General features: G+C 71.9%; 19 protein-coding genes. 15 read left to right on the forward strand and 4 right to left on the reverse strand.

Annotation, left to right across the window (positions count from 1 at the left end):
• The first annotated feature begins 98 nt into the window (after positions 1-98).
• On the forward strand, positions 99-512 hold the full coding sequence (locus BUE44_RS05765; protein WP_073494361.1) for a YybH family protein: 414 nt from the start codon (positions 99-101) through the stop codon (positions 510-512).
• Between the two features lie 27 nt (positions 513-539).
• On the opposite strand, the gene BUE44_RS39195 is transcribed toward BUE44_RS05765, so the two are convergent.
• Together BUE44_RS39195 and BUE44_RS05770 are read right to left on the reverse strand one after the other, a co-directional pair.
• Positions 540-674, reverse strand: a complete 135-nt coding sequence (locus BUE44_RS39195) for a hypothetical protein (RefSeq protein ID WP_265737147.1) — start codon at positions 672-674, stop codon at positions 540-542.
• A 125-nt stretch (positions 675-799) separates the two neighbouring features.
• The gene (locus BUE44_RS05770; protein WP_073494363.1) at positions 800-2,011 is read right to left on the reverse strand and encodes a GH12 family glycosyl hydrolase domain-containing protein; all 1,212 of its coding nucleotides are present in this window, start codon (positions 2,009-2,011) and stop codon (positions 800-802) included.
• 273 nt (positions 2,012-2,284) lie between these two features.
• On the opposite strand from BUE44_RS05770, the gene BUE44_RS05775 reads away from it, so the two are divergent.
• Together BUE44_RS05775 and BUE44_RS05780 are read left to right on the forward strand one after the other, a co-directional pair.
• Positions 2,285-3,538 carry a PP2C family protein-serine/threonine phosphatase gene (locus tag BUE44_RS05775; RefSeq protein ID WP_073494365.1) on the forward strand — a complete coding sequence of 418 codons (1,254 nt, stop codon included), beginning with the start codon at positions 2,285-2,287 and terminating at the stop codon, positions 3,536-3,538.
• Between the two features lie 315 nt (positions 3,539-3,853).
• Positions 3,854-5,221 carry a glycoside hydrolase family 16 protein gene (locus tag BUE44_RS05780; RefSeq protein ID WP_073494367.1) on the forward strand — a complete coding sequence of 456 codons (1,368 nt, stop codon included), beginning with the start codon at positions 3,854-3,856 and terminating at the stop codon, positions 5,219-5,221.
• Positions 5,222-5,290: 69 nt separating this feature from the next.
• Here BUE44_RS05780 and BUE44_RS05785 read toward each other — a convergent pair whose 3' ends face one another.
• Positions 5,291-5,752: an ATP-binding protein gene (locus BUE44_RS05785; protein ID WP_073494369.1), complete on the reverse strand. Its 462-nt coding sequence runs from the start codon at positions 5,750-5,752 to the stop codon at positions 5,291-5,293.
• A 268-nt stretch (positions 5,753-6,020) separates the two neighbouring features.
• Between BUE44_RS05785 and BUE44_RS05790 the strand changes: the two genes are divergently transcribed.
• The 9 genes from BUE44_RS05790 to BUE44_RS05830 all read left to right on the forward strand — a co-directional run bounded on the left by BUE44_RS05790 (position 6,021) and on the right by BUE44_RS05830 (position 16,596).
• A complete protein-coding gene (locus BUE44_RS05790; protein WP_073494372.1) occupies positions 6,021-7,232 on the forward strand; it encodes a helix-turn-helix transcriptional regulator in 1,212 nt (403 codons plus the stop codon).
• Positions 7,233-7,557: 325 nt separating this feature from the next.
• Positions 7,558-10,737 carry a GH92 family glycosyl hydrolase gene (locus tag BUE44_RS05795; protein ID WP_235001915.1) on the forward strand — a complete coding sequence of 1,060 codons (3,180 nt, stop codon included), beginning with the start codon at positions 7,558-7,560 and terminating at the stop codon, positions 10,735-10,737.
• A 411-nt stretch (positions 10,738-11,148) separates the two neighbouring features.
• The gene (locus tag BUE44_RS35675) at positions 11,149-11,754 is read left to right on the forward strand and encodes an ATP-binding protein (RefSeq protein WP_079189503.1); all 606 of its coding nucleotides are present in this window, start codon (positions 11,149-11,151) and stop codon (positions 11,752-11,754) included.
• A gap of 175 nt (positions 11,755-11,929) precedes the next feature.
• On the forward strand, positions 11,930-13,303 hold the full coding sequence (locus BUE44_RS05805) for an ATP-binding protein (protein WP_073494375.1): 1,374 nt from the start codon (positions 11,930-11,932) through the stop codon (positions 13,301-13,303).
• A complete protein-coding gene (locus tag BUE44_RS05810) occupies positions 13,300-13,725 on the forward strand; it encodes a roadblock/LC7 domain-containing protein (RefSeq protein WP_073494377.1) in 426 nt (141 codons plus the stop codon). Before BUE44_RS05805 ends, BUE44_RS05810 begins: the two co-directional genes overlap by 4 nt.
• Positions 13,722-14,135 (forward strand): DUF742 domain-containing protein, encoded by a 414-nt coding sequence (locus BUE44_RS05815; protein WP_073494379.1) that lies wholly within the window; start codon positions 13,722-13,724, stop codon positions 14,133-14,135. Before BUE44_RS05810 ends, BUE44_RS05815 begins: the two co-directional genes overlap by 4 nt.
• Before the next feature lie 121 nt (positions 14,136-14,256).
• A complete protein-coding gene (locus BUE44_RS05820; protein WP_079189522.1) occupies positions 14,257-14,799 on the forward strand; it encodes a GTP-binding protein in 543 nt (180 codons plus the stop codon).
• Positions 14,796-16,010: a cytochrome P450 family protein gene (locus BUE44_RS05825; protein ID WP_073494381.1), complete on the forward strand. Its 1,215-nt coding sequence runs from the start codon at positions 14,796-14,798 to the stop codon at positions 16,008-16,010. Before BUE44_RS05820 ends, BUE44_RS05825 begins: the two co-directional genes overlap by 4 nt.
• 274 nt (positions 16,011-16,284) lie before the next feature.
• Positions 16,285-16,596: a 4a-hydroxytetrahydrobiopterin dehydratase gene (locus tag BUE44_RS05830; RefSeq protein WP_073494383.1), complete on the forward strand. Its 312-nt coding sequence runs from the start codon at positions 16,285-16,287 to the stop codon at positions 16,594-16,596.
• Between the two features lie 11 nt (positions 16,597-16,607).
• Here the strand turns inward: BUE44_RS05830 and BUE44_RS05835 are convergent, their stop codons facing one another.
• Positions 16,608-17,621: a Gfo/Idh/MocA family protein gene (locus BUE44_RS05835; protein WP_073494385.1), complete on the reverse strand. Its 1,014-nt coding sequence runs from the start codon at positions 17,619-17,621 to the stop codon at positions 16,608-16,610.
• Between the two features lie 69 nt (positions 17,622-17,690).
• On the opposite strand from BUE44_RS05835, the gene BUE44_RS05840 reads away from it, so the two are divergent.
• From BUE44_RS05840 to BUE44_RS05850, 3 genes are read left to right on the forward strand one after another with little or no spacing between them, the layout of a single operon-like run.
• Positions 17,691-18,995, forward strand: a complete 1,305-nt coding sequence (locus tag BUE44_RS05840; protein WP_073494387.1) for a multidrug effflux MFS transporter — start codon at positions 17,691-17,693, stop codon at positions 18,993-18,995.
• A gap of 40 nt (positions 18,996-19,035) precedes the next feature.
• Positions 19,036-19,230, forward strand: a complete 195-nt coding sequence (locus tag BUE44_RS05845; protein WP_073494389.1) for a hypothetical protein — start codon at positions 19,036-19,038, stop codon at positions 19,228-19,230.
• Entirely contained in the window at positions 19,196-20,296 is a 1,101-nt protein-coding gene (locus tag BUE44_RS05850; RefSeq protein WP_073494391.1) for a serine hydrolase domain-containing protein, read from the forward strand. The genes BUE44_RS05845 and BUE44_RS05850 overlap by 35 nt, the downstream gene beginning before the upstream one ends.
• The last annotated feature ends 17 nt before the right edge of the window (positions 20,297-20,313 follow it).

Consider the following 20,313-nt stretch of genomic DNA (forward strand, 5'->3'; position numbering starts at 1 on the left):
ACTATCGATTCTAGTTCCCGGAAGAGCTATCTGTTGGACTTCTGATCAGCGGCCGACCACGCTGGGAAGGGAACGAAGCCCGACGTCAGGAGGTAGCCATGCCGGGATACGAGAAGGCCGTGCCGGGTGAGGGCGGGGCCGCGAAGGAGTACGTGTACGAGAAGGCCATGCGGCCCGAGGACATCACCCGCCTGTTCGTCGAACGGTCCAACGCCGGTGACGCGGCCGGGGTCGCCGCGCTCTACGAGGAGGACGCGGTGATGGCCTACCCGCCCGGCGCCCGGACGGTGGGCCGCGAGGCGATCCGTGAGCTCTGGGAGAAGGTGCTGGCCAACCGCCCCCACTTCGCACCGGAGGAGCCGCTGCCGACGCTGGTCAGCGGCGACATCGCCCTCACCTCGACCCCGCCGAAGGACGGGTCCGGCGCCCGCGCGCAGGTCGTCAGGCGCCAGCCCGACGGAAGCTGGCTGCGCCTGCTCGACCAGCCGGAATTCGCCCCGCCCACCCGCTGAATCCGCCGCGGACGGCTCCCGCTCGCGCTACAGCGGGAGGATCGTCAGGACCGTCGCGTAGTCGAGGCTGGGGACCCCGGCCTCGGTGGCGCAGGCGGTGACGTCGGCCAGTGCGAGTGCGGTCAGGGCGGCCAGGGTGGTGAGCCGCTTGGTTCCGATCATGACGGCACCTTCGGGGCGTGGAGGCGTACGACTCACCGTAGCGCCGGCTCCACTTTCCGCGACGAGAACCGGACACCGTGCCGCCCGCAGGGCAGGCGGCACGGTGCGGGGGTGGCGCTCAGGGGTCAGGAGCAGGCGGTGCCGTTCAGGGTGAAGCCGGTCGGGGCCGCGAAGGCTCCGTTGGACGTGCCCTGGAAGCCGAAGGACTGGGAGCCGCCGGCCGGGATCTGGGCGTTGTAGGACATGTTCGTGGCCGTGACGGCACCGGAGGTCGGGCTCACGGTGGCGTTCCAGGCGCTGGTGACCGTCTCTCCCGAGGGGAGGGTGAAGCCCAGCCGCCAGCCGTTGACGGCGCTGGAGCCGGTGTTGGCGACGGTGACGTTGGCGGAGAAGCCGCCGGCCCAGCTCTGCGGGGTGAGGGTCACCTTGCAGCCGGACGAGCCGGTGCCGCCGGTGGTGCCGCCGGTGGTGCCGCCCGTGGTGCCGCCCGTGGTCGTACCCCCGGTGGTCGTCCCGCCGGTCGTGGTGCCGCCCGTGGTCGAGCCGCCGCCGATGTTGACCGAGGAGGAGAAGGAGGTGACCGCCAGGCCCGCGCCGTTCTGCCAGGGCTCGAAGCCGGCCTGGACGCTGGTGAGATACCAGGAGTTCTGGGCCAGGCCGCGGTTGATGGCCTCGTTGGCGAAGGACTTGACGTCGAAGTTCCAGCTGCCGATCGCCGAGGGGGCGACGAAGGAGATGACGTCGTTGCCGCCGTTGTTGCCGGTCCACACGTCCCAACTGCGCCCGCCCACGCTGGCGGTGCCGACCTTGGAGCCGACCGGCTGGACCGCGCCGACGTGGTTGAACCACACCATGATCTCGGTCCTGTTGACGCCGTCCTTCTTGGGCGCCGGGTCGAGCCAGATGTCGTACGCGGCGTCGAAGACCGCGTTGCCGACGTAGGTGTAGGAGATGCTGGTCGGGGCGCTGCTGATGGCGCTGAGCTGGGCGGGCAGGTTGGTGCCCGGCGAGCAGTTCGTGTAGTGGCAGCCGTTGAAGATCGACGGGTACGCCTTGGGGGCCCCGTTGGTGGGAACGGAGCCGTCGGCCTGGGTGAGCTGGAAGCCGGTGCTCGTGACGTTGATGCACTGGGTCTCGCTGGTGCCCCAGCGGTTGTTCTGCACGACGTAGCGGCCCTGGATCGTGGTCGAGCCGTACTGCGTGCAGATCTGGGTGTCCGCGTGGGCGGCCGGCGCGGCGGTCAGGGTGATCAGGCCGCCGATGGCGAGGCCGAGAGCGGCCAGGGCCGCGACGGCGGCCTTGCGGGTGGATCGGAAGGCTTGCTGGAGAGACTTCATGCTGTCCCTTTCGACAGGCACGGAGGTGGGGGGAAGTGCAAGCGTCGGTGGGAGTCCGTCCCATTCGGTTTCGACGAATTCGACGATGGGAGCGCTCCCACACCGCTCCGAGAACGGGACGATAGGGCGCCGCCGCGTACGTGGCAAGAGTTACGCCCGTATCGGCTGTACGGACGAGTTGCGCGTGCGCCTGCGGAGGACGGCCGCCGCGGTGGGGTTGACTGGCCGCCACACGAGGACCCGTGGGCGGGCGAGCGGCAGCGAGGAGCCGGGGTGGCGGGACGCGAGGGGGGTACGGGGCTGGACTACGCGGCCCTCTTCGCCGCGGTGCCCGCGGCCTGCGTGGTGCTCGACCGCGAGCTGACGATCGTGGCCGCCAACGACGCGTACGTCGAGGTCACCGGGCGGCCGGCGGCCGATCTCACCGGCCGGTCCTTCTTCGAGGCCTTCCCGCCCGACCCGAGCGACCCGACGCCGGGCGGGGCCGAGGCCCAGCGCGAGTCGCTCGAAGCGGTGCTGGTCTCGGGGCAGGCCAATGTGCTGCTCCTGCAGCACTACGCGATTCCCCGGGCCGGCAGGGCGGGCGAGTTCGAGCCGCGCTGGTGGAACGTGGCGAACCAGCCGCTCATCGGGGCCGACGGGCAGGTGGACCTGATCATCCACCGCGTCGAGGACGTCAGCGACTACGTGACGTCGGAGCACGCGGCTGCCGTACGCGGGCCCGACGGGCAGCGGATGGCGGCGCCGCATGCCGAACTCATGAGCCGTGTCCAGCGGTTGGCGCACACCCACTCCCGGCTGCAGAAGTCGACGGCCCGCAGCCACGACGTGGCGCTCGCGCTCCAGCAGGCCATGCTCGCCACCCCCGACCTGGCGCGGCACCCCGAGATCGCGGTGCGCTACCGGCCGGCGATGCGCGGCATGAACGCCTGCGGTGACTGGTACGACGTGGTGGACCTGCCCGGGGGGCGGTTCGGCTTGACCGTCGGCGACGTGGTGGGCCACGGGGTCGGCGCCGCCAGCGTCATGGGCATGCTGCGCAGCGCGCTCAGCGCCGCCATCCGGGTCGCCGACGGGCCCAGTGGCGCGCTGGAGGCGCTCGGCCTGTACGCGCGCTCCCTGGACGGCGCGACGGCCACCACGACTTTCGCCTGCCAGGTCTTTCCGGTCAGCCGGCTGCTGACGTACAGCAGCGCCGGCCACCCGCCGCCCGTCCTGATGCACGCCGACGGCACGTACCACCTGCTCGACAGCGCCACCGACCCGCCGCTCGGTGTACGGCTCGAACACGTCCCCAGGCCGCAGGCCACCGCCGAATACCAGCCGGGCGACCTGCTGGTGCTCTACACCGACGGCCTGATCGAGCGCCGCGGCGAGGACATCGACGCGGGCCTGGCCCGCCTGGTCGCCGTCACGGGCGAATTCCGGCACCTGCCGCCCGAGGATGTGGCGGACGGCCTGCTGCACACCCTGGCCAACCCCGAGGGGCAGCAGGACGACATCTCCTTGATGGTGACCCGGTTCTGAGCCCGGCGCCGCGCGTCCGCGGCGGAGGCGCCGGCGGGCGCCGGTGAGTTGATCTTGTTCAAGTTATTGACGAGTACGCGTCACGCACTGAGACTCCACCTCGACCCTGTTGCGTGAGAGCGCTTCCAAGCCGCTGACCCGACGGTTTCCTCGACGGAGGACGCCTGCCGTCGACGGAGGTGTGGAGGCGTGATCCGTACGGACCGCACACTCTGTTCACTTCCCGAACGGTCGGACTCCTCCCATGTTTCCGAGCGCCGCACGTTCCGACCTCTTCAACAACCCCCCACGTTTTGGAGAAAGGTCCTCATGCCCATGAGTAAGAACCCACGTCCCAGCGCCCTCCCGGGTGCCCGGCCCCGCAGCCGGCGCGCCCTTCCGACCGTGATCGGCGCGCTGCTCGTGCTGGTCGCCGGCGCCCTGGGGCTGTCCGCCACCGGCGGCTCGGCCGCGGCGGCGGTGCCGGGCCCGCCGGCCGGTTGGACCACGATCTTCAGCGACGACTTCAACGGCGCCTCGGGCACCGGCCTCAACCGGGCCGACTGGCTCTACGACACCGGTACGGGCTACGCCTACCCGGGCGCCGCCACCATGTGGGGCACCGGCGAGATCGAGACCGCCACCGACTCGACCACCAACGTCTACCAGGACGGGTCGGGACACCTGGTGATCAAGCCGGTCAAGGACGCGGCGGGGCACTGGACTTCGGGCCGCGTCGAGACCCAGCGCACCGACTTCGCCGCTCCGGCGGGCGGCCAGCTGGAGATCAGCGCGTCGCTCAAGCAGCCCGCCCCGGCCAGCGGGTTGGGCTACTGGCCGGCCTTCTGGGCGATGGGCGCCGACGCCCGCCCGGTCGGCGCGACCAACTGGCCGAGCATCGGCGAGCTGGACATCATGGAGGACGTCAACGCGCTCAGCCAGCACTCGACCACCTTCCACTGCGGGGCCTGGGCCGGCGAGTGCCACGACCCCGACGGCATCAGCAGCGGCCTGCAGGCGTGCGGCGGCTGCCAGTCGGGCTTCCACACCTACTCGGTGGTCATCGACCGCACCAACACCGCCGCCGAGCAGCTGCGCTTCTCCCTCGACGGCACCGTGACGTACACGGTCAACGAGAACCAGGTCTCCACCGCCACCTGGCAAGCCGCCGTCGACCACGGCTTCTTCGCCATCTTCGACGTGGCGATCGGCGGTTCGTACCCCAACAAGGTCTGCGGCTGCACCTCGCCCTCGGCCAGCATCAGCTCCGGCGCCCCCATGACGGTCGACTGGATCGCCGTCAACCGGACGAGCGGCGGCAGCGGTACGGCCGGCGGTACGTCGACCGGTACGTCCACGGGTACGTCGACCGGCACCTCCACCGGCACCAGCACCGGAACGTCCACCGGCACGTCCACCGGCGGCGGTACGACCTCGCCGGACTACACCGCGAGCGCCGCGACCACCGGCTCCGGGCAGGTGCGGATCACCTTCGTCCCGACGACCCCGGCGGCCTACGTCGACGTGCACTACCTCGTCAACGGTGCGGGCCAGCAGAACTTCCGCATGGCCAACAGCGGCGGCACGTGGACGCAGACCATCAACGGACTGTCGGCCGGAAACGTGATCACGTACTGGTTCACCTACGAGAAGAACGGCCCCCAGTACGACACCCCGCACTTCACGTACACCTACAAGGGGTAGCTGGGCCTCAGCGCGGCGCGGTGACGTGCGCGGCCAGGGACGGGAGTTCGGCGAGGACACCTGCCGCGCTCACCGGGCCCCGGCCGCTGCGTCCCGAAGGTCCGGTGCCCCGTCGTAGGCGCAGATCGCCCAGACCATCTTCCCGACGCCCACCCGGGAGGAGATCCCCCACTGCCCGCTGGTCAGTGCGTCGACCAGCTCAAGGCCGCGGCCGGACTCGTCTTCGTCGGAGGCTTCCCGGCGCTCCGGCTTGGCGTCGTTTGCGTCGTGCACATCGATCCGCACGCAGAAATCTCCGCGGTGGAAGCGCGTCTCGATGTGGCGCCCCCGCGGTTCTCCCGCATGCCGCATGGCGTTGGTAGGCAATTCGGACAGCACCACTACGGCGGAGTCGATCACTTCGGCCGGGCATCCCCACTCCGCCAGATGACGTGACAGTTCAGCACGTGCCCGCTGGACATTTCTGGGCGCCTGGGTCCATCGTCTGGCGACGATGTCGGGGTCCGTAGGGGCGGACGGTACGGGGAGCATTACCGCGACCCCCGACTGCCGGGAGTCCGGTGTTCGGTTAAGGCGGTCGTCGATTTGGCGACCAGCCAGACCATTCGGTCCATGCGTCGGCGCTCCTCAGTAGGGTGGGCCACGCCCCGAGGACCGTCGCCACGGTCGCCGGGGACTTGCGTCAGACAAGGCTGCTGTGTCGGCTATGCGGGCACCACGGCAGAAGTGCTGCATCTCTGCGGCGCGTTGGCTGCGCGGGGTACCCTGACCAGGGAGGGGAACCGGACGGAGTGCGGGCATGGCAGCCAAGCGACAGCGGCTAGCGCAGCGCCGGAAGGCATGCGGCTACACCCAGGAAGAGTTCGGCGATGCGCTCACGGTGGATCGCACAACAGTCCAGCGGTGGGAGCGGGGCGAAGTCGATCCTCATCCGCATCAGCGTCCCAAGTTGGCGAAATTGTTGCAGCTCACTTCCAAGGAACTGGATGAGTTGCTGACTTCCGACACCGTGATTCGCACAGCTGTCGATCCGCGGGTCCATCGGGAGGTCCAGGCCGATGACGACGAGCTGGAATCCTGGGAGTTGGCGCGACGCGTAGAGTCGAGCGACGTCGGGCAGGAAACACTCGGTCGCCTTGAGACGGCTTTCGATGAGCTGGCCACCGCGTATCCCAAAGTCCCTCCCCAAGAGATCTTGCAGCAGGTGCGAAAGTATTCGTCGTACGTCACACGCCTGCTCGATGCCAGGAAGACCCTGGCCGAGCATCGCCGCCTGTTGGTCTTCGGTGGCTGGCTGTCCCTGCTGGGCGCGACAGTTCATATCGACCTCAAGCAGAATGCTGCCGCAAGCGCACGTCTGCAGACGGCTGCGATTCTGGCCCGGCAGGCGGAACACCCGGAGATCGAGGCGTGGTGCTATGAGACTGAGGCCTGGCGTGTTCTGACGGATGGCAACTACGTCCGCGCCATTGAGCTGTCGCAGATTGCACAGGGGATTGCGCCCGCCGGAAGCTCGGCACAGATTCAGTCGACCGCCCAGGAAGGGCGCGCACGCGCACGTCTGGGGCAGGCGAAAGAGACGTACTCGGCCATCGATCGGGTCCAGAGCCTGTCGGCCTCGCTCGTGCGGCTGGATGACCCCGAGCACCACTATCAGTATGACCCGGCCAAATCGCTCTCCTATACGGCAACGACTCTGGCGTGGCTCGGTGATCCGGTTGCCGAGCAGTTCGCGCGTGCGGTCATCGCGCAACTGGACCCGCACGATGACATCGCCAAGTGGCCTCGGCGGGTGGCCTCGGCGAATATCGACCTGGCCTTGGTCCTGGTGGCAGGGAATCGCCTTGACGAAGCCTGCGACGCGGCGCGGAAGGCCATACTCTCGGGGCGAGTGGTTCCGTCCAACCACTGGCGAGCGCTTGAAGTCGTAAAGTCCGTCGAGGCCGGACAGTTGCCTGAGGCCGCCGATCTGCGGGACGCATACGAAAGTCTCGGTTCTCGCCACGTGTGACCTTTGCCTGCGGAGCGACCGGCCACGGTCCCGCCCTGCCGGCCCGTCGGCTCCGGGACTCCGAGATCCCGAGACTCCGCGACGTCGGGGTCCGGTGATCCGCGGGACCCTCCGGGAGCGGGCGGACCGCGCGGCCCCTTCGGGCCGATGGCGACATACGGCTCGTCGTGCGGTTACCCCCGCGGCAGCGGAACCGTTGAGGCTATTGACGCGGGTGCGGCGCGGGGGAAAACTCGGGGCGCGCGGGTGACAACGTTGTCACGGGAGTTAATTGACAACGCCTGCCCCGCGGGAGAGCCGTACAGGGTGACAGGGAAGGTCTCACGTGTACCGACACCGAGAGAAACACCGGGACACCACCGGCCGCCGCCGCGGGCGGCTGGCCGTGGTCGCGGCAGCGGTGACCGCGGCCGGTCTGCTGGCCGTGCCCTCCGCGCTGGCGGCGGGGCCCGCGGGCGCGGGCGGCGGAGGCGGCGGGACGCCGCTGGTCGCCGACCCAACCGCGTACGTCAACACGTTCGTCGGCACCCAGAAGGGCGTGGACTGGGAGAACACCTTCCCCGGCGTCACCGCCCCCTTCGGGATGATGCAGTTCAGCCCGGACACCGCCTCCGCGCCGACCGGGTACGGCTACACCGACAGCACCATCAAGGGCTTCAGCCTCGACCACTTCTCCGGCGGCTGCTCGTCCTTCGGGGACATCCCGATCCTGCCGGTGACCGGCGGCGTCGGCGCGGACCCGGCCGGCCGCACCGAGCACTTCTCGCACGACGACGAGCAGGCCGCCCCCGGCTCGTACGACGTGCACCTCGACGACTCGGACGTGCAGGTCGACATCGGGGCGACCGCCAGGACCGGCATCGCGTCGTTCGGCTACCCGGCGGGCAGCCAGGCGCAGTTGCTGGTGAAGTCGGGGACCAGTCTCGGCGGCGACCTGGCCGCAGAGGTGAACGTGGTCGGCGACCACGAGATCTCCGGCACCACCACACCGCGCGGGCTGTGCGGCAACAGCAAGTACACGATGTACTTCGACATCACCTTCGACCGCCCGTTCACCGCCCACGGCACGTGGCAGAAGGCCGGTGGCGGCACGGCCGTCACCCCGGACTCGTCCACCGCTACCGGCTCGGGCTCCGGCGCCTACCTGACCTTCGACACCGGGTCCGACCGCAGCGTCACCGCCAAGATCGGCATGTCGTACGTGAGTACGGCCGGTGCGGCGGCCAACGCCACGGCGGAGATCCCGGGGTGGAGTGTCGGGCGGGTCCAGGGGCAGACCAGGGACGCGTGGCGGGACGCCCTGCGCAAGGTGTCGGTGGGCGGCGCCTCCGACGAGGAACTGACCACCTTCTACACCTCGTTGTACCGCTCGCTGCAGTCGCCGAGCGTCTTCAACGACGTGGACGGCCGCTACATCGGCTTCGACAACGTGATCCACCAGGTGCCCCGCGGGCACACCCAGTACGCGACCTTCTCCGACTGGGACATCTACCGCTCGCTGGCCCCGCTGCAGACGATGCTCTACCCGCGCGAGGCCGGCGACATGGCCAACTCCCTGCTGCGGGACGCCCAGCAGCAGGGCGGCTGGTGGCCCAAGTGGCCGTCGCAGAACATGACGGGCAACGTCATGAACGGTGACAACGGGGTGCCGCTCTTCGCGCAGTACGTCGCCTTCGGCGCGACCGGCGTGGACGTCAAGGACGCGCTGCCGATCATGGAGAAGGCCGCGACGCAGTCGCAGAAGGTCGGCTGGGGCTGGGTGGAGCGCCCCGGCGTCGAGGACTACGTACGGCTCGGCTACGCGCCCAACAACAGCACCTCGCAGGGCGACCACGGCTTGCAGGGCGCCTCGGAGACCCTGGAGTGGTCCACCGACGACTTCGCGATCTCGCAGCTCGCGGCGAAGGCCGGCGACCGCGCCACCGCCGCCGAGTACGCGGTGCGCGGCAACAACTGGCAGAACATCTTCGACCCGGCCACCAACTACCTGCGCCCGCGCGACGACAACGGCGCCTTCCCGGCAGGACCGGGCTTCCAGGCCCCGCCGGCCGGCGCCTTCGGCCAGGACGGCTACGACGAGGGCAACGCGGCGCAGTACAACTTCTCGGTGCAGCAGAACATCGCGGGCCTGGTCGCCGCGATGGGCGGCAACGCCAAGGTGATCCCGCGCCTCGACGACTACTTCAGCCGGCTCAACGCGGGCGGCAACCTGCCCTACGACTGGGCGGGCAACGAGATCGACACCACGACACCGTGGATGTACGACTACGTCGGCCGGCCGTGGAAGACCCAGGAGGTCGCGCGGCGGTTCGAGACCGAGCTGTTCACCACCGCGCCCGACGGGCTGCCCGGCAACGACGACAACGGAGCGCTGTCGTCGGAGTACGTGTGGGCGGCGCTCGGCATGATGCCGGCCACCCCGGGCACCCCGACGCTGGTGCTCGACAGCCCGCTGGTCAAGCGGGCGGTGATCAGCCTGGGCAACGGCCACCGGATCACGATCGACGCGCCGAAGGCCGCCGACAAGGCGCCCTACGTCACCGGAATGCGGTTGGACGGGCGGCACTTCGAGTCCACCGCGCTGCCCGCGTCCTTCGCGACCCGCGGCGGCGACCTGGACGTCGACCTGTCCACCAGGCCCGACACCCACTGGGCCACGAGCGCCGAGGCGGCTCCGCCGTCGTACCGCACCGGTGAGGTGCCCGCGGTCGGCTACCTGACGCCGACCGGCACCCAGGTGACTCCCGGCGGCAGCAGCCTGCCTGCGACGGTGGGCGCCTCCATCCTGGCCGGGCACGCGGGGACGGTGCGCTGGAGTGCGGCCTCCGACGTGCCGGGCGTCACGGTGACCCCGTCGTCCGGCACCCTGGACCTGCGGCACGCCGACCGTGCCACCGTGCCCGTCACCATCTCGGTCGCGGCGGACACCCCCTCGGGCTACCACCCGGTGAAGGTCGCCTTCCGTACGGCGGCGGGCACGTCGCTGCCCGGCGGCGCGGTCGTGGTGACCGTACCGGCCGCGGACGGCGCGGCCACGGCCTGCGACACGCTCGGCGCCACCGACACCGAGTGCGGGCTGCGCTTCCGCGACAACGGCGACGGGCACACCGTGCCGGTCACCCTGGGCGGCCGCAGCGGGCGGTCCACCACGGACGGCTCGCCGTTCGAGTACTTCGACATCGACAACACCGTCGTCCCGGGCGGCGCCTACCACGCGGCCGTCACCATCGACTACTACGACCACGGCACCGGCAGCTGGAGCCTGCAGTACGACTCGACGGCGGGCGCGTACAAGCAGTCGACGTCGGTGGCCAAGACCGGAACCGACACCTGGAAGACCGCGACCTTCGCGCTGGACGACGCGGCCTTCCGCAACGGCGAGAACGCCGGCAGCGACTTCCGGGTCGCCAACAGCGGCGACACCGGCACGCTGGGCAGGGTGCGGGTGGCCGTCAGCGGCGACAACGTCCTGGCCCTGCACCTGTGCCCGGACGACGCCGGGTGACCCGCTCGCCTGCGGGCGGCTCGCGCGGCCGGCGGTCGCTGACCGCGGCGCGCGGTCACTGAGCGCGACCGAAAAGCCCCGGCGTACCGAAGGTATGTGCCTTCCGGTACGCCGGGGCTGCCGCTTTTCCCGTTCCCCGCACTGCCCTGACCTGCGGCGCTGCCCCTCCGGTGCCGCTGGGGGAACATTGCCGCCGTCAGGCTGGTGTGTTTTTCGTATTCAGTCGTATTGTGGTGATCGACAACGAATAGGCCGCAGGTGGAAGCAGCGAACCGAGCCTGCGGCCGTGTGCCGCCACCGCGCCCGTACGAGGTGACGAAACCGGCCCCCGACGCAGGAGCGTCACGCATCCGTGCCGGGCCGCCGCCCACCGGCGGCGGACCGGGACCCGCCTACCCGCCAGGTATCGACATGCGCATCCTCTCCCCAGACCCAGCACTCCCGGCCGCCTGCCCGGCGTCCTCGCCGAAGTGGGCCGGCCGCGGCCAGTCGCGCCTCGCGTGGCCGGCCCGCCCCCGGGGCGGCGGTGGACCGCACCCCGCCGGGAGCGGCGCCGGCGACTCGGCGGCGGACCCGGGGACGGGCGGGTCGGGGACCGGCGCGGAAACCGGCACCCGGGTCGACGCCGGCATCGGCTGCCTGCCGCTGCCGCACCGGCCCGAGGCCGGCGGCGACGCCCGCAGGTCCGCGCGGGCCGTGCTCGCCGGGTGGCAGGTGCCCGAGGAGACCGCGGACGACGTGGTCCTGGTGATATCGGAGCTGGTCACCAACGCGCTGAACCACGCGCTGCCCGCGGTGTGCCTGCACGTGGAGCGGCTGTCCTGCGGCACCGTACGGGTCGAGGTCGCCGACGGCGGCCCATGCGGCTCGCCGCTGCAGCGCGACCCCGGCGACGGGGGGCGCGGCCTGGCGCTGGTCCAGGCACTTGCGCAGGCCCACGGCCGCCACGTCGGCCCCGGCGGGACGCTGGCCTGGGCCGAGTTGGCCGCCCCCGCCCCCGCCCCCGCCCCCGGCTGAGCGCACGGCGACAGGCGTACGCGCTCCCGTACCACCCGTCCCGCGTGCGTACGGAGTTGACCTCCCGACGTTCGGAAGTACACGAATCTGCAACAAATTTTGTCGCCGAACCTTGTGGCGGGATTTCGCCACGGCATAATCACGCTTCAAGACAGTTCTGGGGTGGGGTCGCGTCGTGCTCTTCGCATTCATCGGTGTTCTCTTGGCCGCCGTCGTCGGTGGCATCTGGTCGGGCCTCAGACATGTGCGGGATGCCCAGTTGGTACGGATGGCGCGCACCACGGTCCAGACCGCGGAGGTCAGGGCCAAGAACGCCGACGAGCAACTGCGGATCGCCATCGAGGAGTTGCGCTTCCTCGCCGCGGACCGCATCCCGGCCGCCGTCCTCGCGCTGACCCATGAGCACGCCCCGGTCCCCGGCCTGCTGCACCCTCAGGAGGCCAACGCCACCCTGGCCAAGGCGATGCGGGACGTGCTGTCGGCGACCAGCGCGGCCGCGGCCGGCGAGCGCGACCGGGTCGACGCGGCGGCCAGGGCCGCGATGCGCGGCGCCACCGCCAAGGTGCAGTCGCTGCTCTACCAGACGCAGAGCGTCCTGCAGGACCTCCAGCACGAGCTGGACGACCCGCGGCTGCTCGAACTGGACTTCCGCAACGAGCTCGCGCTGCGGCGTATTCAGGCCACCGCAGTGCTCTGCGAGGCCTGGCCGGGCCTGGCCCGCAGCGACTCGCCGCTCGCCGAGGTCGTGATCGGCGCCCAGTCCCGGGTAGCCGGCTACGCCCGCATCAAGATGTCCAACCACCTGCGCGAGCAGCGCCTCGCGGTGGTCGCGCGGGCCGCCGAGCCGCTGGCCATCGCGGTCGCCGAGCTGCTGGCCAACGCGACGTCGTATTCGCACCCCGACACCGCGGTGCCGGTGACGATCCAGCAGAGCGGCGGGCGCGGCGCACTCATCGTGGTGGACGACGGCGGCATCGGCATGGACGAGGAGACGCTGGCCCGCGCCCGGCGGCTGCTCGCCGGCCCCGAGGTGCTGCTGCTGACCGAGCTGGGCAACCCGCCGCAGGCCGGCTTCGCCGTGGTGGGCCGGCTGGTACGGCAGTACGGCTTCTCCTGCCACGTCGAGTCCTCGCCCTACGGCGGGGTCCGCGCGATGCTGCGGGTGCCGGCCGAGCTGCTGACCGTCCTGGACGAGGAGCACACGCTGTCCGTGCTGGTACCCGCCCCGGCCGAGACGGCGGCCCCGGCCAGGCCCGCCGAGGACCCGGCGGACGACGGGCCGGTGGTCGAGGCCACCCCGCTGCCCTCGCGCCGCCGCCGCAGCCCGAGAACCGCCGCCGCACGCCCCGTCGCACCGGTCCCGCCGGCCGCCGAGGCACCCGTGGCGCGCACACCAGAGCAGGCGGGCGCGCTGTGGGGCGCCCTCCAGGACGGCACCCGCAGCGGCAGGTCCGCGGCAGGCAGCGGTACGGCCGTCGGTACCACCAGCGGCAGGACCGCGGCCGGGGGATCCGCCGCAGGCGACGAGCAAGGAGACGACCGTTCATGACCACCCGCCGACCCATGGCAGAGGATCTGGCCTGGGTGCTGGAACCGCTGCTCGAACTGCCGGGCGTCCAGCACGCGTTGATCGCCACCGGCGACGGCCTGCTGGAAGGCTCCTCGCCCGGCCTCGACCGGGCCGCCGCGGAACGGGTGGCCGCGATGACCGCCACTCTGCACGCCTCGGCCCGCGCCTTCACCACCGCCTTCACCGAGGTCGAGTCGCCGCGGCTGGCGCAGACCGTGGTGGAGTCCGAGCAGGGCTTCGCCATCGTCGTCCCCGCCGGGCAGAACACCTCGCTGGCGGTCTTCGCGGCCCCCGACACCCAACTGGGCAACATCGCCTACCAGATGCAGGTGCAGGTCGCCGCACTCGCCCGAGCGATGAGCGCACCCGCCCGCGAGCCGGACGCAGCCGACCGGCCATGACACCCGGCAGGCCCGGCACTTCAGGAGCGGCCACCACGCCGGAACCCGGGACACCAGGCGGCCGGGGGCGCCGCCTGGTCCCGGCGTACCTGGCCACCGGCGGCCGCGAACGCCCGCGGGGCACCGCCGACTTCGACCGGCTGACGGTGCTGGTGTCCACCGACCAGCAGCCGCCGGAGATGGACTTCGGGCCCGAACACCGCAGGCTGTGGACGCTGCTGCGCCCCGGCGCGCTGACCGTGGTGGAGTGCGCGGCCCACCTCGGGCTGCCCGTCAGCGCCACCGTCTTCCTGGCCGCCGACCTGGTCGGCGGCGGTCATCTGCTCGCGCGGTCCCCGGTCCCCAAGGCCGAGGCGATCGACCGAACGCTCATCGAGAGGCTGCTCGTTGGACTCCGTGCCCTCCCCTGAACCCGCGACCGCGCCGGTCGCAGAACCGCGGCCCGAGCCGGACGCCGCAGCGGCGCCCGCGACGGGCCCCCAGGCGGGTCCCGGGACGGTCCGGTATCTGCCCTCGACCGGGCAGACCCTGATGAAGCTGGTCGTCACCGGCCCCTTCGGCGTGGGCAAGACCACGCTGATCCGCACCCTCTCGGAGATCCCCACCCTGCACACCGAGGAGGTGATGACCAGCTCCAGCGCGGGACTCGACGACCTGCGCGGCCTGCCCGAGAAGTCCACGACCACCGTCGCCGTCGACTTCGGGCGGCTCACCGTCCCCGGCGACCTGGTGCTCTACCTGTTCGGCACGCCCGGCCAGGAACGCTTCTTCCCGCTGTGGCAGGACATCGCCCGCGGCGCGCTCGGCGCCCTGGTGATGGCCGACACCCGGCGGCTGGCCGACTCCTTCCCGGTGATGGACATGGTCGAGGAGCAGGGCCTGCCCTACGCCGTCGCCGTCAACCGCTTCCCCGGCGCCCCCGCGCACAGCGACGAGGTGCTGCGCAAGCACCTCGACCTGGCGCCCGAGACGCCGCTGGTGCAGTGCGACGCCCGCAACCGCCGCGACAGCATCGGCACGCTCATCGCACTCGCCGAGTACGTACTGACCCGACTGCCCCAGGACGCGCCATGACCGCCGGTACGCTGCCCGCGCTGTACGGCGAGGACTTCGCCACCGACCCCGGGCGCCACTACGAGCGGCTGCGCCGCCAGGGGCCGCTGACCCGGGTCGAGATCGCCCCCGGCGCGGAGGCGGTGCTGGTCACCGACTACCAGGCCGCGCTCGACGTGTTGCGCGACACCCACACCTTCTCCAAGGACCCGCGGCCCTGGCCCGACACCATTCCGGAGGACTCCCCGGTCCGCTCGGTGCTCGGCTACCGCCCCGCCGTCGCCTTCTCCGACGGCGACACCCACGCGCGCTACCGCAAGGTCATCGGCGACAGCCTCGGCCTGCTCGGCCCGCACCTGCTGCAGACGCAGGTCGCCGACGCCGCCGCCGCGCTCATCGGGCGGTTCGCCGCCGCGGGCCGCGCCGACCTCGTCACCGGTTACGCCAGGCAGCTGCCGCTGCGGGTCTTCAACACCTGGTTCGGCGTTCCCGACGCCCAGGGCGAGGCGCTGGCCGACCGGCTCGCCACGATGTTCGCCTCGGGCGCCGACGCCCGGGCCGCGACCGCCGACCTGACCGGGATCATCGGCGGCCTGGTCGCCGAGCGCCGCACCCGCCCGCGGCGCGACCTGACGTCGTACTTCGTCCAGCACCCGGCCGGCCTCGACGACGCCGAGACGATCATGCAGATCGCCGTCACCTTCAGCGGCGGCTACGAGTTCACCGCGAACCTCATCGCGAACACCCTGCTCCACATGCTCGCCGATCCCCGCTACGACGGCTCCGTCTACGCCGGCGCCATGACCGCCCACGAGGCCATCAACGAGGTGCTGTGGCGCAACCCGCCGCAGTCCACGTCGTCCGGCTACTACGTGCGCTACGACACGACCTTCCACGGCGTGGGCCTGCGCGCGGGCCAGCTGGTCCTGGTCTCCTACGCGGCCGCCAACGGCCAGTCCTCGCCGGGCGGCGAGACCGACGCGTGGGGTGCCAGCGAGAGTGCGCACCTCGCGTGGAGCGCCGGCCCGCACAGCTGCCCGGCCCGGCAGCCGGCACTGCTGATCGCCATCTCGGCGGTGGAGCAGCTCACCAGCCGGCTGTGCGACATGCGACTCGCCACCCCGGCCGCCGACCTGCGCTGGCGCCCCGGCCCCTTCCAACGCTCCCTGACCACCCTCCCGGTCCACTTCACCCCCTGGGCCCCGAAGGCCCCGCCCCCACCCGACGAATAGCCCTGCGGGCCGCTGTGGCAGGAGGGTGCCTCCCCGGGGGGCGCGGGGAACTGCGCGCTCAGCCGTTGACGGGCTGTACGTCGTCACCGTCCGGAAGGGGCTGTTGCTGCCGTTCCCGGACCACCGGCCGGTGGCCGGCTGAGCGCGCAGTTCTCCCCCAGAGCTTCGCCTGGGGGTAGCCCTCCGCGGCAGGGGGCGCCCCTGGGAGCAACCCCCAGCCGTGGGGGCACGGCGTCGCGTGGTGGCGCAGGGGGGTGGGTGGGAGCATGGGAGCATGCCCTACGCAGAGCCGCTGTCCGCGGAAGAGATCAGTGCCCGCCTGGCCCGGCTGCCGGGCTGGACCGTGGACGAGGGCGGACGCACGCTCCGGCGGACGTACCACCTCGACCACCTGCCGGCGGCGATCTTCGCGCTGCACATCGCCGGCATCCAGGCCGAGCTGGACCACCACTCCGACCTCACCCTCGGCTACGACACGCTCCGGCTGGAGATCACCACCCACGCGGCCGGCGGCCGGCTGACCGGGAAGGACTTCGGGCTCGCCGACCGCGTCGCCGCCGTCGCGCCGGGGCACGGCGCCCGGTAGTCCCGCAGGGGTCAGTCGACCCCCGGGTAGCGCACCCCGATCCGCTCGCGCACCGTGTCCAGCGTGCGCATCACCGACAGCGTGCCGGCCAGCGGCACCAGCGGGGACTGCGTCAGGCCCTGCTGGAGGCAGCGCGTCACCTCCGCGGCCTCGTAGCGCATCGTGCCGCGCGTCACGCCGTCGTCCGCGAGGTCGGCGAAGTGCACGGTGTGCGGGGTCTCGCCCTGCCGGTGCAGGGTGAAGTGGTCGGGGTTGAAGAAGCCCTCGGGGATCTCGATCCGCCCCCGGGTGCCGGTGATCGTCGCCGGCGCACCGGTGTCCGCGGTGAAGGTGCAGGTCAAGGTGGCCAGGGCGCCGTCATTCCAGCCGAGCAGGATGCCGGTGTTGTCGTCGACGCGCTCGGGCGTCAGGTGCGCCCAGGCCTGCACGGTGTCCGGCTCGCCGAGCAGCAGTTGCGCGAAGGACACCGGGTAGACGCCCAGGTCGAGCAGCGCGCCGCCGCCCTGCGCGGGATCGCGCAGCCGGTGCTCGGGCGGGAAGTCGCCGCCGAAGCCGAAGGCGGCGGAGACGGTCCTGATCTCACCGATCGCACCGTCGGCGACGACCGCGGCCAGGTGGCGTATCAGCGGGTTGCAGTACGTCCACATGGCTTCCATCAGGAACAGCCCGCGGTCCTCGGCCAGTTCGACCAGCTCCCGCGCCTCACGCGAGTTGAGCGTGAACGCCTTCTCGCAGAGCACCGCCTTGCCCGCCTCCAGGCACAGCCCGGCGGCCGCCCGGTGCGCGGAGTGCGGGGTGGCCACGTAGACGACGTCGACCGCGTCGTCCGCGGCCAGTTCGGCCCAACTGCCGTACGCCCGCGCGATCCCGTACCGCTCGGCGAAGGCCTTGGCGCCCTCCGGGCTGCGCGAGCCGACCGCCACCACCTCGGCGTCCGGCACGGTGGCCAGCGCCTCGGTGAAGGTCGCGGCGATGCCGCCGGTCGCCAGGATTCCCCAGCGGATGGTGCGCTTCACATCACTCATCGATGCCCCACAACATGGTCTTGGCCGTCCCCGATCACTGAAAGAATAGGCAACGATTCAACGACCCCGATGGAGAGTGTCACCGTGCAGGACGCCGGGCCGAGAACCCCCGTTCAGGCCAACGCCCCGACCGCTTCCGCCACCCTCACCCCCAGCGCCGGCCGCCAGGCCCGCGTCGGCATGCTCGTCACCCTGGTACTGGGCGGGCTCACCGCGCTGCCGCCGCTGTCCATGGACATGTACCTGCCCGCGCTGCCGCAGGTCACCACCGCCCTGGACAGCACCACGTCCACCGTCCAGCTCACCCTCACCGCGTGCCTGGCCGGCATGGCGCTCGGCCAGCTGGTGGTCGGACCGCTCAGCGACCGCTTCGGGCGCCGCGGACCGCTGCTGATCGGCATGGTCGTCTACGTCCTGGCCACCGCCGTCTGCGCCTTCGCGCCCACCGCCCCGCTGCTGGTCGGCTTCCGCCTGCTCCAGGGCCTGGCCGGCGCCGCCGGCATCGTGATCTCCCGGGCGATCGTCCGTGACCTCTACGACGGCGTGGAGATGGCGCGCTTCTTCTCCACCCTGCTGCTCATCTCCGGGGTCGCCCCGATCGTCGCCCCGGTCATCGGCGGCCAGATCCTGCAGCTCACCGATTGGCGCGGGGTCTTCGTCGTCTGCACCGCCATCGGCATCCTGCTCACCGCCGTGGTCTGGCGCTTCCTCGGCGAGACCCTGCCGCCCGAGGAACGCCACTCCGGCGAGCTGGCCGGCACCTTCAGCGCCTTCCGCGGCCTGCTCGCCGACCGCGCCTTCACCGGTTACGTCATCGCCGGCAGCTTCGGCTTCGCGGCCCTGTTCACGTACGTGTCCGCGTCGTCCTTCGTCGTCCAGGACATCTACGGCGCCTCGGCGCAGACCTTCAGCCTGCTGTTCGGCCTGAACTCGATCGGCATCGTCGGCATCGGCCAGCTCAACGGCAAGGTGCTGGTCGGCCGGGTCCCGATGGACCGGGTGCTCGCGGTCGGCCTGGTGCTGATCACCGCCGCGTCCGCGGCGCTCGTCCTGCTCACCACCGGCGTCGTCGGCCGGGCGTCGCTCACCGAGATCGCCGCCGCGCTGTTCGTGCTGATGGCGTCGATGGGCCTGGTGCTGCCCACCACCAACACGCAGGCGCTGCTGCGCACCAAACGGAACGCCGGCGCCGCCTCCGCGCTCATCGGCACCTCGTCCTTCCTGGTCGGCGCCCTGATCGCGCCGCTCGCCGGGATCGCCGGCGACGGCACCGCGGTACCCATGGCCGTCACCCAACTGACCTGCACCGTCATCGCCTGCGCGGCCTTCGTCGGGCTGTGCGTGCCCGGCCGACGTACCGTGGAGGGACCGTAGGCCGACGAGGCGAACGGCCTGAGGCCATCAGGAGGAAGCGATGTCCGATCCGGACGAACGCACCTGGGCGTTCAAGACAGCCGACAGCTCCCTGCACACCGGTGCCGAGAGCGCCGTCGATCCGGAGGACCTGGTCATGGCCTCCGGCCGGGACTGCACACCGGAGCTGATCGAGAAGGCCCGCAAGGATCTGGAGGAGCATGGCCGAGCCGCTGTCGAGAGGTACCTGCCCTGAAGCGGGCCTCGACGCCGACGAGATCGGCCTGATCGTCCCTTCGCTGTCCGCCGCGCTGGAGCCGGCGGCCGGCCCCGCGTGGTGTGCGGGCGCCGTCGTGCTGGCCGGGCGCGGCCCCGTCGTGGCCCTGCACGAGGCGGTCGGCTGGGCGGTGCGCTACCGCTCCTACGACGAGCCCGCCGGGCGCGGGGTGGAGCTGCCGCCCGCGCGGCGGGTGCCGATGCGGCCCGACACCGTCTTCGACCTGGCCTCGCTCACCAAGCTCTTCACCGCGGTCGCCGCCGTCCAGCAGATCCGGGCCGGCACCCTCGACCCGGACCGCCCGCTGACCGCGTACGTCCCCGGCCTGGTGCCCGGCCTCACCCTGCGCCACCTGCTCACCCACACCTCCGGCCTGCGCCCCGAACTCCCGCTCTACGACCTGCCAGGACCCGCGGAACGTGCCGCCCGGCTCGCCGCCGAGCAGCCGCTCACCCCGCCGGGCACCCGGCGCTGCTACTCCGACCTGAACCTGCTGCTGACCCAGACCGTCCTGGAGCGGATCACCGGCGTACGGCTGGACCGCCTCGTCGCCGACGGCATCACCACCCCCCTGGGCATGGCCTCCACCCGCTTCGCCCCGCCGCCCTCCTGGCAGGACCGCACCGCCGCCACCGAGGACCAGCGCCGCCCCTGGGCCAAACTCGACCGCGGCATGGTGCGCGGCACCGTCCACGACGAGAACGCCTACGCCATGGGCGGCGTCGCCGGCCACGCCGGCCTCTTCTCCACCGCCTGGGACCTGGCGCTCTTCGCCACCGCCCTCCTCGACGGCACCCTCCCGCTGGACCCCGACCTCGGCTTCGAGCGCGACCAGGCCTGGTTCATGGGCGCCCTCGCCGGCCGGGGCGCCCTGGGCCACACCGGATTCACCGGGACGAGCCTGGTCCTCGACCCCGCGTCGGGCGCCTACCTCGTCCTGCTGGCCAACACCGTCCACCCCGTCCGCCACACCCAGGGCTCCGCCCCCCGCGCCACCGCCGCCACCCACCTGGCCCGAGCCCTCCCGGCGCAGCGTCAGCCGTAGCTTCGGCCTCAGCTCTG

The sequence above is a fragment of the Actinacidiphila paucisporea genome, assembly GCF_900142575.1.
In the GTDB taxonomy this organism is placed as follows: domain Bacteria; phylum Actinomycetota; class Actinomycetes; order Streptomycetales; family Streptomycetaceae; genus Actinacidiphila; species Actinacidiphila paucisporea.